This window comes from Candidatus Accumulibacter sp. ACC007 (genome assembly GCF_907163205.1).
Lineage (GTDB): Bacteria > Pseudomonadota > Gammaproteobacteria > Burkholderiales > Rhodocyclaceae > Accumulibacter > Accumulibacter regalis.
The window spans coordinates 261,374-273,849 of the sequence record NZ_CAJQUD010000009.1; the positions used below are offsets into that span (position 1 = coordinate 261,374).

Genomic DNA, 12,476 nt, shown 5'->3' on the forward strand with positions numbered 1-12,476 from the left:
GGCGCCGGCCGCACGAACGCGAAAAGCAGGCGCCAGCAAGACTCGGCAGCGATATTCCGGATGGAGCACACTCACGACACGGACGACGCGAAACGGGCGATCCGCTATCTTGGCCAGGCCGTCGCCCAATCGCCATTCAAGCAGACGATAGACCGCGCGGTGATGCAGTGGATGCAGTACCGTCTCAGTCGCAAGATGCCCGGACTGCCACTGCCGGAACTCGATGACATGCTGAAAGGAACCGAAATGCTGGAAACGAATATTGATCAATGGAAAGCCAAGGCGGTCGCGGAAGGCCTGCAGATTGGGAAACTCGAAGGGAAGCTCGAAGGGAAACTCGAAGGCAAAATCGAAGGCGAGGCTCGCGCCCTGCAACACCTGCTTTCCCGGCGCTTTGGCGCGATCCCGATGGACATTGTCGCGCGGATAGCCGCGGCCGACCTCGAACAGATCGAAGCCTGGTTCGATGCCGCCATTACCGCGCCGGACGTCGCCTCCGTGTTCACCCCGACACGGAACTGACAAGCCTCTGGAGGTCGAGTCCGCACTTGACCACACAGCGGCAGACGAGCTGGTCGAAGGCGAGTAACCACAGCCGAAGCCGCCTTCGACCCACCTGACGAGGCGGCACCCGCCTGCGGCTGGTGAAAACCGATCCCGCCAGCGGCGAGCGCTATCTCAGGTTGCCGGTGCCCGACCCGCAGACCATACATCGCCTTGCCGAGGGCTTGCTGGGTCTGCTGGGCAATCGCAAATAGAACACGCATCCCCCCATAGCTGCCAAGGTACAAGCGCAGCACCAAGGAAGCCTCAGAGCGGCGAGTTGACAACAACCCACGCGCTGCTTCCGGTCACGGCAGGGATGAATGACGATAGACCCACGTCGGCCGAGCCCCGTCACGGCAGACGACGATCGTCTGCATCGAGCGTCAGAGCAGGCAAGGCGACCTTCTCCTCAACAGGCTACTTTTTCTCCTCATGGTACTCGTCATCGACGTTGATGCCCCAGATGTCGTCCTTACAGCACGAGCCAGACAAGATCGCTTCGACAGCCAAGCGGGCCGTAAGCATGGAATGGTCCTGATTGTTGTACCGGTGCATGCCGTTTCGCCCGACCAGAAACAGATTTTCGATCGTATCCGTGTGCCGACGCAGCACCTCAAATTGATCGTAGGTGCCGAAGTATGCAGGGTAGGCCTTGGGCACTCGAACGACATTGAAATCGAGCGCATCCGCAGCGTCGATTAGGTCGATTCTCGCGAGTTCGTCTACCGCAAAGCGCCCCATTTCCTCATCGCTTAGGCACCAAAGTTCGTCACCTTCCTGACAGAAATACTCCAGGCCAAGCCAAATCGTATCGGCGTCTCGCACCATGGCCGGACTCCAGTTGTTGAACAGCTGCAGCCGACCCAGTTTGACGTCTGGCTCTTGGATGTAGATCCATGTATCCGGCACCAGGTTGCCTTTGTGACCGCGCAGGCTTCCTCTGGTCGGCCGCAGCTTTTTTACCAGCACCCCCACGGTGATAAAGTCACGGTAGCAGAGTCCCGCCGCCACCTCCCGCACCACTTCTGGTGCCGGCGGCGAAAGGCCGAGCACCATGTCCCTGACAGGCATCGTGGAAATCACGAAGTCACAGCGATACTCTACGCCCTGTCCCTGCTTGTCCTCGGCGACCACGGCAACTATCCGCCCGGATTCCTCACGCAGTTCCTTTACCCTCACTCCATGGTGAATCTCGCCGCCCCCAGCGCGAACCATTTCGGCCACGACCTGCCACATCTGACCCGGACCGAACTTCGGATACAGAAAGCGCTCGATCAGACTGGTATTAACACCCTTTTGAGCGACACCGCTGCCCGACCCGCGAACCAACTTGCGCAAGGAATGGCTGATCGCCTTTACGACCGAGAGGCCCTTTATACGTTGCGCCCCCCACTCCGGACTGATTTCCCGACAAGGAACACCCCATACCTTCTCCGTATAGTCCTTGAAGAATGTGCTGTAAAGCTCGTTCCCGAAACGATTGACGAAGAAATCTTCCAGGTTCCGTTCTGGCTTGCGTTGGAAGACAGATGAAAAAGTGTAACTGCAACCGATTTTAAGCAAGCGCATGAAACCAAGATTGCGCATTGTGTTTGCACTAAGCGAAATCGGGTAGTCGAAAAACTTGCGAAGGAAATAAATACGCGACAACCTCGGCCTGATCAGCAAATACCGATCGGCTGGCGGTATCACGCTCAATCCATCGGCCGTCTTTTCAGGTGCCACAGGGAGAATTTCTCGCCACCAACTCATCACCCAATCCGACTTCGAGAAGAACCGGTGGCCGCCGATGTCCATGCGGTTCCCGTTGTGATTGATGGTGCGGGAAATACCTCCGACGTCATCAAGCGACTCGACGACGATCGGCGTGTAATCGGTCGAGCGGCGCAGGAGCTCCCGAGCAGCGGTAAGGCCAGCCGGCCCGGCACCAATAATTAGTACAGTTTTGCTCATAGTATCGATATTTGTGGAGAGACTGGTTGTGAAAGAACAAGAAGATTGGCCAGAAAAATCCCTACGCAAACAATGACCAAACCCGCAGGAAGGTCGATCGCCTAATGCCGGCGCGAGGCAAAGCCCTCAACAGAGATGAAGCCTACCCACACCACGCAAATGATTCAGAGCCAAAGGTAGAGCACTGCCTAAGCGAAGTGCAGTGAAGGCATTTCCGCCAATGCCGCTGGACAAACACCAGAAAATAAAACGAGAACAAACATAATCGCGAACGCAAGCCGGAGGAAATTCCAACTTCAACAGACAGCCCCGAAAGAGGAGGCTTCGCCAGCACAATAACATGCCTCATGGCGAGTCGAGCTGCGCTTTTTTTCTTTCCGAAAACAACAATAATCGCCTGAGAAAGAAATTGAAGAACAATATGAGGATTGCGGCTCCCGCCTTGGACACTAGGTAGTAAAATCCAAGAAACTCGGTAAACAAGAAGATCAGCAGATTGTTGAGCAGCAGACCCGCGACGCCGATCAGCGAAAATATCGCGAACTCGTGAGCCTTATTCTGCAAGGCTCGATAATCAAAAACCACCGCGACACACAATATATAATTGGTCGCCAACCCTAATACAAATGCGACTGAGGCAGAAGAAATATAATGCAAACCAACTTTTTCTGTTAACAGGAAAAGCGCGGCGATATCAACGACAAAAGCTACCCCACCGACGCATACATATTGGGCAAATTGCCGCATGATTGGCGTTATGGGCATCACGTCAACGGCCAGGGGACGAGAGATCTGGGAAGGTACGCAGATATTCGCAGGCGTAGAGATAGTATTCACCGTATGAAGAAAGCAGGCGTACCGTCATCATCGGGGTCGCTCCCGCCACCTGCTGCGATAGTACGACGAAATCCAGGATCGGATCCTGACAGACATGAACGATACCATTGAGGGTGGGCAACAGCTCCGGCGCCTCACCGCTCGCCCTGCTCACCCAATCAAAGCGTGAATCCGGCAATCCAAGAATCTCCAACCGTGCCAGGCGGCGATCGGCCTCGATCGCCGTCTGTCGCGAAAATATCACGCCGGCAGCCTGCTGAGACGATGCATAGCTTCCGCGGTGGAGAACAAACCAGAGGTTTTTAAGACCCGAGCCCCAGTAGGTCAAATGGTGTGGCTGAATAATTTTGGCCAGCTCCGCGTGCCCGATTTCGCGGAGCTCGTCTTCCGCCGCTTGCAAGCGGCTGGTTCGGTGCCAATAGCCAGCGAAGAAGATTAGAGAGATACTGAAGAGCAGCAACAACATCAGCCGGACACTGCTTGAGTCACGACGCTGGAGGAACCACCAAGTGCCCAACATAGCGAGCGGGAAGACGAACCAACCCGTCTCGTGTGCAACGAGGAAAACACGGTAGACAATTTCATTGTTCGATAGACTTGGTGAGTTGAAATCAATCGGAAACCAAGAGAGCCAGATCGCCCAAAAGACGTTCTCGCCTACCACAACGAAAATTGCAGCCCAGGCTAACCGGAAAAGCCAGGGCGGCAATTGCGGATCAATTCGAAATCGATAGCGAGCTATGATTAGCACAGACAAGAGGACCACGCAAACCAGCCTTGTTGCGTCAAGAGTAAATGCACAGACGGCAAAAGCGCCAAGGAGGAAGCGGCTGTAAGGCGAGGCCGACCACATGTCCTTAAACAAACTCATTCCAGCGGCCAAGGCGAGTATTTTTGTTAACCACAGAACGCGCCAAGGCTGCATTTGAATCAAGAGCACACTCGGCAAAAATACCACCATCAGCGCCAGACCCATGCCAACAATTAATACGCCGAAAGCAGACCACCACAAGTGACGGCTTTCTCGGACGGAGACAAGAGCAGCAGTGCCAAGTAGCAGAGCAAAAAAGCTGGGTTCTAGGTATTCTTTCCATGTCCAGTGGTCGAGAAACACAAAGGGGCTGCGTTCTATCGAGAGGCTTAACCACAAGGGATCCATTGCCTTCATCAAATAGACGAACGGCGAAATCTCCAGCGCATCAAGCATCGCCCATCCGGCAAGGCCAACCGCGATAGCGAGCAGCTGTTGGCGACCCGGAAATCCGAAAAAGAACACGAAGAGTACGGCGGGAAACGCGATCACCGGATGCATGGCAGCGGCGAACGCCAGACTGACGATCGCCACGATGCGGTAGCCGCGCAAAATGCTGGCAACGGCCAGGAGAGCCGCGGGCTCGGCCCAGATACGCGCGGTAACAAAGGTTTCGCCGTACGAGAAAATACCCATGGATCCATAGGTTGCTGGAAGCACGGCGAGAAGGATCAGCGCCTGCCAGAAGGCTAGCCCGCTGAGGATTCCCCGCAACATGAAAGCGGCAGCTGCAACCCAGGCCAGGTGCGCCACCGCGAGCAGCGCCATGGAAGCGATTGGCAATCCAAGTTTCTCAATCGCAAGCGCATAAATCCCGGTAAACGCCGTAAAGCTATCCTGCGATCCGTAGGCGAAAAACAGGTCCTTTGCAAACGGAAGGGGATCCCGCCGAAAGATCGCCTGCCCCGCGTACAGCACGCCGTCGTGCCATATTCCCTGGTAGCGATGAAAGGCGAGCCAGCTTACCGCGACGAGTAGCCCGAGCACCACGGAGTCGATGTACCGACCTGCCCCAGATCGAGTGAGCGAGAGAAAGATGGTCTCAGCGCCTCGATGCAGCGATCGAGAGGTCAATGGACTACTCGCTCGCAGGCACTGCTGCATTGGCGTTCACTGGGAGGCTTGGCGGCGACCCAGGGTCGGACCGCACATCGCTGGAAACCAATGGCCAGCCGTGGCAAATCCGACGCCTTCCTGAGTGTGATGAGAGCGCCCGCGGGAAAGGTCCGAGAACAAAGGCATGCATCGTCTGGGGCAAGTTCAAAGCTTCCTTTCTTGTGCCCTGCCGACAGGGAAACGGCTTTCCTAGCTATTTTCTTCATCAGTCGACGCGATTGTCCGGAAAAAAGCGGTCTCGAGCGAAACACTGGCTTCGACCTCCTGCAGAACGCCGCCACAGGCGAGAACCTCGGCGATCAGAGCGGGCAACTCGGCCGCGCGGGCGTGCCCCCCATACAAACCCGGCCGCAGTTCGACACAGTGCGCTATCGGCGTACCACCCCGATAGCGCAGCAGGTACCGGTCGGCCTGGTCGGCGACGAGTTCCTGTGGCGAACGTATGGTAAGCAACTGCCCGCGGTGGATCAGCCCGAAGCGGTCGGCAATCCGCTCGACGTCGTGCAGCACGTGCGACGAAAAGAACAGCGTGCCACCCTGGCCACGGTATTCATCGAGAATATCGACGACATCCTTTCGCCCGACCGGATCAAGACCGGAAAGCGGCTCATCCAGAATCAATAGTCTTGGCTGGATGGCCAAGGCATGTGCCAACGCCGTTCGCTGCAGCATACCCTTGGAAAAACCTCGCAGACGGTTGTCGGCAACCGCCGCGAGATCGAAACGTTCCAGCCAGTGCATGCAGTGCTTGCGTTCGTCGCTGAAACGAAGCCCGTGCAGGCGCAAGCCCATCAACAGGACTTCATAGGGGCTGAGGAAATCCTGCAGACTGGGGTTCTCGGGAACGAATCCCAGCCCGCGGCGGGCCTCCGGCTCGCGCACGTCGCGGCCGAAGATGCTCGCGCTGCCCGCGCTTGGCCGCAGCGCGCCGACGAGGATCTTGATCAGCGTGCTCTTGCCGGCTCCGTTGGGACCGATGAAACCGAAGGTTTCACCCGCCGCTATGCTCAGCGAGATCCCCTTCAGCGCCTCCCGCGCGGGCCTGCGCCAGGCGCCGGCATAGCTCTTGCGGATGGCATCGACAGCAATGGCCACACTCACGGCGCACTCCCCGACGCGGCTGCGCCCTGTTCAACAAGCTCGGCCTTGCCCTCCTTGTCGATGCCATAGGGCACGGCAAAGGGGTCGGCCGGAATCGCCGCCAGCAGCGACTGGTCCACCAGCTGCTGCAGGCGGGTTGGCGGCCTGCCCGTCCGTTCGCGGAAACGCGCGATGGCGCGATCGAGCAACAACAGGTTCTCGAGCCGGACCGCCCGCTTCTCGAGGAAACCCGCAAAGGCCTTGTGACGCGTTTCCCTGGCCATTGCCCGATGCAGGCGAATCGAGAATTCCATGTCCTCTCCCTTGCTCACCCACAGCGCGGCGACCTGCTGCAGCTGGAGCTGCTCCATCTCGTCCCTGGTGTTGCGCGCGGCGATGCGCATCCACTTGGCGCCCTCTACCGGATTCTTCAGGAAGTGCAGCTCGTTGAAGGCGTAGTAGAAGGGTGGACTGGAATCGAAGGGGCGGGCTTCCGTCGCCAATCCCAGAATGTACTGCGCGGCAGCCACCTCGCCGGCCCACGGCAGGATGGCCGCGGCAATGTAATAGTTGTCCTCCTGCGCCGGATTGAGCCACGCGGCGTCCGACTGGACGATGCCGAGAATGCGGTAGTTCTCGGCACTCATCGTTGCCGTCGACACCACCAGCGCGCGGAAGGCGGCCAGATTGGCGGCGAGGAAGCGGTCGCCGGCAGCCATCACAACCTGCACGAAGCGGGGCATGGCCACTTCCATCTCGGGCGAGACCGGCGGCCGCGGACGCGCGTAGAGCGCGGGCACCAGCAGCGTGTAGGCGAGCACGCCGAGAAGCGCCAGGAGCAGTCCGAAGTGGGCACGCAGGCGGTTCATGTCAGGAAAACTCGCGCCGCGAAAAGGCATGGATGGCCAGCCCGATCATCAGCATGGCGTAGGCGACGGCCATCGCCGCTGCCAGTCCCATGGTCGGGAGGTCGGGGGGCAGGCCGTACATCGGCCATGCCCGCCAGTCGAGCCGGGAGAGGTCGGGTAACAGCCAGCGGATGACGTCGAGCAAGGGGCCATAGCGAGCGGCAAGGTCGACCTGCCCCTCGGCACCCCTGGAGACGAAATCGAAGACGGCGCCCAGGGCCCGGCCGCCAATGGCGAACACCGCGCCGAGCGCCAGGGGCAACATGGTCACCGTCGACAGCGTCGCGATCCACAGCGTGAACGCGGCGACGACGGCGATGTCCAGCCACACGCCGAAAATGGCGACCCAGAAGGGCAGGCCGAGTTGGACGCGAAACTGCTGGTCGTAGTTGGCGCCGGACATCATCACCGCGATCCACAGCAGCAGCCCGAGGATCAGCGCGGCGACGCCGGCCAGCGCCAGGACACCGCAGTAGCGCCCGATCAGATACGCCGAGCGGTGGGTCGGATAGCTCAGGGTGAGGACCACCGAACGCTGTTCGATCTCGCGCCCGACAAGGTCCTGGACGAGGGTGATGGCGAACAGCACGAGACTGACGCGCAAGCCGGAGAGGCCGACGTCGAGCGCCACCGTCAAGGGCTGACGGGGAGAAAACGACGCCGAAAGGTAGGCCACGCCCACCAGCGCCACGCCGAGCAGGAGCACGGCAAAAAACACCCGATTACGAAAACCCGAGCGCCACGAAGACAGGAAGAACTGCAGCATTTGCAGGCCCAACAAACGAAAGGCGCGCAAACAGCGCGCCTCTTTCTTGATTTCGACGAGGGACCGCCGCGCAGTTAAGTACCGCTACCACCCGCCGCCGTGTTGGCAACGCCCCTGGCCGTCACCGCCTCGGCAGCGGTGCAACCGCCGGCAATCGTGCAGTCAACGGTCTTGGCGACCGCGCCACCGTTGGTGTGACCGCCGAAATTGGTCTTGCCCTTGACCGAGTTGGCGCCGACGGCGTACCACGCGCCCGAGGTGCCGTCCTCGCCGGCGACGTTCGTATTCGCCGAGCACTTGGGTGCAATCGCCCGCGTCATGTAGTGCGTACCCGCCGTTCCGTTCGCGGGCACCGCGCCCACCCCGGCCGCCGTGCTACCAACGGTCAATGGACAAATGACCGTGGCGACCGCAAACGCGGTACCGCTGCCAAGCAAGCCCGCAATCAGGGCAGTAGAAGCAAGAATCTTTTTCATGAGACCTCCAAGAGCGCGTAAATGAATCAATCCGGGGACGAGGCAACGACGGCTGCCGTGAGAATATTCCGGGCATCCGACTGCGCAGCCTTGTCTTCGCCCTTGCGGGTGTAATCCGAGAACTGGGGAATCGCGATGGCGGCGAGAATACCGATGATCGCGACGACGATCATCAGCTCGATCAAGGTAAAGCCTTTTTGCAGCTTCTTCATGGTGGGAACCCCTTCCAGTGAGTGCAACGGACAATCCGTTGATATAAGCAGTATCAAGTTCCGTGCCAGGACTCAAAAAGCCCGCAAAAGCGTGACTTTCCGCACACGGCAGCGATCGACTCGGTCACCTTGCGTCACTCGACTGACGCAAATTGTCACAATCTCCCGCTCGGCACGAGTTCAGCCAGCGAACGCGCCGGCGCGCCTCAGCTGCCGGCGGCGCGCTCGGGCGCCGAGCGCGGCAGGGTCAGCGTGAATCGGGTGCCGTGTCCGGGCGGGCTATCGACGGCGATGCTGCCGCCGAGTACGGCAGTCACCAGGTTGTAGGCGATGTACAGCCCGAGGCCGCTGCCGCCCTGGCCGAGACCGGTCGTGAAGAAGGGTTCGAAGACCCGGTTGAGCGCCTCGGCGGGAATTCCCCGGCCGTTGTCGACGTAGCGCAGAACGACCCGATCCGGAGCGACGGTATGCGCCATGATTTCGATGCGCCCCTCGTCGATGCCGGCGAAACCGTGCGCCAGCGAGTTTCCGACGAGGTTGGCGATGACCTGTTCGAGCGGACCCGGGTAGCTGTCCATTTCCAGGTACGCGGGGATTTCCAGGTCGATGCGGTGACGCGTGTGCTTGAAACCGGGACGCAGGGTGACGAGCATCGCCGCGACGGTTTTGCGCAGGTCGAACGAGCGCCGGCGGGCGCTGCTCTGATCCACCGCCACCTCCTTGAAGTAGCCGATCAGTTCAGCAGCGCGGGCCGTATTGCGTTCGAGCAGGTCCACCGCCTCCAGACCGCGGCTGAGCAATCCGTCCACCTGCGACCGGCGCAGGCGGCCGCTGGCAATGGCCTCCGAGAACTCGCGAAACTGCTCGCCGAGGACGCCGGCGACGACGCGCGCGTTGCCCAGCGGGGTGTTCAGTTCGTGCGCCACCCCGGCAACCAGGTGACCCAGCGCGGCGAGTTTTTCCGTCTGCACCAGTTGGGCCATTGCCTGGCGCAACTCGGCGGTTCGTTCGGCGACCAGTTCCTCGAGGTGTTCGCGATACTGGCGTAGCTCCTCGTCCACTCGCCGATGCTCGGTAATGTCGGAACCGACGCTGAACACCTCGACGACCTGGCCGTGTGCGTCGGCTACCGCCCGGTTGGTCCACGAAACCCAGACCCGCTCACCGCCACGGCGCATGTTCTCGTTGATATTGCGCTCGAACCTCTCCGGGTTGCGGCAGATGTCCTGCATCTGCGCGCGCAGATCCTCGCCACCGCTGGCAAACTCCGGAACGATGGTCCCGATCACGTGCTGGCCGAACAGCTCGTCTTCCGAATAGCCGAAGAACTTCAGACCGAAGTCGTTGATGAAATTGATCTGCCCTGCCGGGCTCCAGCGCAGGATGATGCTGTTGGCGTTTTCGACCAGTTCGCGATATTGCACCTCGCTCTCCAGCAACGCCTGCTCGGCACGTCTGCGATCGGTGATATCCTCGGCGAGAACGAGTTGCGCCGGACGCCCCTGATAGGTGATCGCATGGGCAACGATTTCGACATCGATGATCGCTCCGTCCCGGGTGACGTGTTTCCACACCCCCGCAGCGTCGCCCATCTCGTCGACCGAGACGATATCCTCGGGCAGAATCGGGGTGTCGTCGGTCAGGTTTATGTCGCTCACGGTGATGCCCAGGAATTGCTCACGAGAATAACCGTACTTGCGCAGGGCAGCATCATTGACGGTCATGAAGGCGAGCGTGTCCACGTCATAGACCCACATCGGATGCGGATTGCTGTCGAAGAGCAGCCGGTAGCGCGCCTCGCTCTCGCGCAGCGCCTGTTCGACGTTCCTGCTTTCGCTGACGTCGATGACCACGCCCAGGTAATGGGTGACCTGCCCGGCAGCGTTGCGTTCGACGGCGGTCCGGTCGTCAACCCAGCGCATCGTCCCGTCCCTGCAGACGACGCGGTATTCCTGCCGAAAGTGGTCGGCGCCCTGGTCCGTGAATGCCTGCACCTCGGCGCCGACGCGTTGCAGGTCGTCGGGGTGGATCAGCGCGGCGAAGCGAATCGGTCCAGCGAGCAGCTCTGCCGACGAATAACCGAGCTGGCTGACGTTGTCGGAAACGAATACGGCCGGCCAACCCTCGTCGGCACGCCAGCGGAAGAGCATCGCCGGGCTGTGCTCCACGACCAGATTGGCTTGCTGCAGCTGCTCCTCGACGCGCACGCGCTCGCTGATATCCACCGCCACGCCGATCACTTCCAGCTCGCCGTCGCCAGCGCGCAGGGGATTGAAATAGGTCTCGAAAACGGTGTCCTGAACGCGCAGGGTGAAATGCAGCGTCTCACCGGCGAGCGCGCGGCGGGCGTTCTCGCAGACCTCGGGGTAATCACGGAAGAGCGAAAAGATCGACTGGCCGACCGCTTTGCCGGGTATCAGGCCGGCTTTCGGCAGACCCTTGCCGTCGCTGAGCGTAAGCACCCCCTGCGCGTCGAACTGGAAAATGACCAGGGGAAGATTGCCGATCAGCGAGCGATAGCGCGCTTCGCTGATCGCCAGATCGCGCTCACGCTGACGAATGGCCGCTGACATACGATCGAGATGCGTCGCCAGGCTGTCCAGTTCCTTGACCTGCGCCACTGGCCAGGGGCGCTCGTAGTCGCCGCCGGCAATCGCCTGCGCTTGCGCCGCGTAGCCACTGACGCGCCGGGCAAGGCCGCGCGCGGCGATCCAGGTCGCACTGACGGCCAGCAGCAGCGCCGCCAACAGGCCGGCTGCCACCGCCCGGAAAGTGCTCATGAACGGCTCGAGGGCCTCGCTTCGCTCTTGCACGACGAGCACCGACCAGCCGAGTTGCGAAACGCCCGCCAGGGTGCCAATGAAGCGCTCGCCGTGGGCCACGAACTCCCGCGTCGCGGGAAGCTCCGGCTGCCCGCCACTGACGCCGGGCAGCGGAGCAACCTCGCGCTGCCGGGCGCCAGAACCGGCTTGTGCGCCGGCGACCAACTGCCCGCGGCGGTCCACAATCATCGTCTCCATCCCGGCGGCATCGGGCAGACGGGCGAGAAGCTCGCCCAGCCGATCGATCGACACTTCGCCGAGCAAGGTCCCGTCGCCGACCGGAATGGCGAGAACCGCTGCCGGGGGGTCACTGGCAGACGCGCTGAGCACCTCCGACCACACGGCGGCGCCGCGCGCGTGCGCCGCGCGTATGACCGCGTTGAGCGCTGGATCGGTGCTCGACAGGTGTCGCTGTCGGCCCTGCCCGTCGGCAAGTCCAACGGCGTGCACCACGTCATCCGCGTCGGCGACGTAGATCGCCGTGAATACGTCGCCGTCGGCCAGGTGTGCGTCCAGGGCATCCGGCCACGACGAACGCGGCGACGGCGACGGCGGCTGACCGCCTGGCCGGCGAAGGTGCGCGGCTATGGTCGACAGTTCACGCTCGGCGCCAAGCAGGTGCAGCTCGACCTGGCCGGAAATGGCGCTGGCAAGCACCTGCTGACGACTGTCGATGTCCACCCGTGCCTGCGGCAGATAGACGGCCAGCAGGAGCGCGCCAACCAGCAGCAGCGGCAGCACGCCAGCGAGGACGAAGCGCGAAGCCAGCCACAGCCAGAGCGGCCGCCCCGACGCGGCGGCCTGGGCAGAAAGCGGGGCCGGGGGGGGTTCAGGGCGCAAGGGACGCACCTCGCGTGAAGCAACGCTGCGGCGGCGTCCAGACTGCGCGCGTCGCGTCTTTGCGCAGCGGTTCGATCGGGAGACTCATGGGGTGGAAGTCGTGCGCGCG

Annotated in this window: 10 protein-coding genes; 1 reads left to right on the forward strand and 9 read right to left on the reverse strand. The window is 61.3% G+C overall.

Annotation, left to right across the window (positions count from 1 at the left end):
* Nucleotides 1-60 precede the first annotated feature (60 nt).
* Entirely contained in the window at nucleotides 61-522 is a 462-nt protein-coding gene (locus tag QZ634_RS18940; RefSeq protein WP_291991043.1) for a hypothetical protein, read from the forward strand.
* A 441-nt stretch (nucleotides 523-963) separates the two neighbouring features.
* Here QZ634_RS18940 and QZ634_RS18945 read toward each other — a convergent pair whose 3' ends face one another.
* The 9 genes from QZ634_RS18945 to QZ634_RS18985 all read right to left on the reverse strand — a co-directional run bounded on the left by QZ634_RS18945 (nucleotide 964) and on the right by QZ634_RS18985 (nucleotide 12,367).
* Nucleotides 964-2,499: an NAD(P)/FAD-dependent oxidoreductase gene (locus QZ634_RS18945; protein WP_291991044.1), complete on the reverse strand. Its 1,536-nt coding sequence runs from the start codon at nucleotides 2,497-2,499 to the stop codon at nucleotides 964-966.
* 345 nt (nucleotides 2,500-2,844) lie between these two features.
* Nucleotides 2,845-3,264 carry a GtrA family protein gene (locus tag QZ634_RS18950; protein ID WP_291991045.1) on the reverse strand — a complete coding sequence of 140 codons (420 nt, stop codon included), beginning with the start codon at nucleotides 3,262-3,264 and terminating at the stop codon, nucleotides 2,845-2,847.
* A gap of 4 nt (nucleotides 3,265-3,268) precedes the next feature.
* Nucleotides 3,269-5,134: a hypothetical protein gene (locus QZ634_RS18955; protein WP_291991046.1), complete on the reverse strand. Its 1,866-nt coding sequence runs from the start codon at nucleotides 5,132-5,134 to the stop codon at nucleotides 3,269-3,271.
* Between the two features lie 318 nt (nucleotides 5,135-5,452).
* Nucleotides 5,453-6,364, reverse strand: a complete 912-nt coding sequence (locus QZ634_RS18960; protein ID WP_291991047.1) for an ABC transporter ATP-binding protein — start codon at nucleotides 6,362-6,364, stop codon at nucleotides 5,453-5,455.
* A complete protein-coding gene (locus QZ634_RS18965) occupies nucleotides 6,361-7,212 on the reverse strand; it encodes a hypothetical protein (protein ID WP_291991048.1) in 852 nt (283 codons plus the stop codon). Before QZ634_RS18965 ends, QZ634_RS18960 begins: the two co-directional genes overlap by 4 nt.
* A 1-nt stretch (nucleotide 7,213) precedes the next feature.
* The gene (locus QZ634_RS18970; protein WP_291991049.1) at nucleotides 7,214-8,047 is read right to left on the reverse strand and encodes an ABC-2 transporter permease; all 834 of its coding nucleotides are present in this window, start codon (nucleotides 8,045-8,047) and stop codon (nucleotides 7,214-7,216) included.
* A gap of 44 nt (nucleotides 8,048-8,091) precedes the next feature.
* On the reverse strand, nucleotides 8,092-8,493 hold the full coding sequence (locus QZ634_RS18975) for a hypothetical protein (RefSeq protein WP_291991050.1): 402 nt from the start codon (nucleotides 8,491-8,493) through the stop codon (nucleotides 8,092-8,094).
* A 26-nt stretch (nucleotides 8,494-8,519) separates the two neighbouring features.
* Complete coding sequence (locus QZ634_RS18980) at nucleotides 8,520-8,705, reverse strand: prepilin-type N-terminal cleavage/methylation domain-containing protein (protein WP_043567319.1); 186 nt, start codon at nucleotides 8,703-8,705, stop codon at nucleotides 8,520-8,522.
* Nucleotides 8,706-8,911: 206 nt separating this feature from the next.
* Complete coding sequence (locus QZ634_RS18985) at nucleotides 8,912-12,367, reverse strand: PAS domain S-box protein (protein ID WP_291991051.1); 3,456 nt, start codon at nucleotides 12,365-12,367, stop codon at nucleotides 8,912-8,914.
* Nucleotides 12,368-12,476 lie beyond the last annotated feature (109 nt).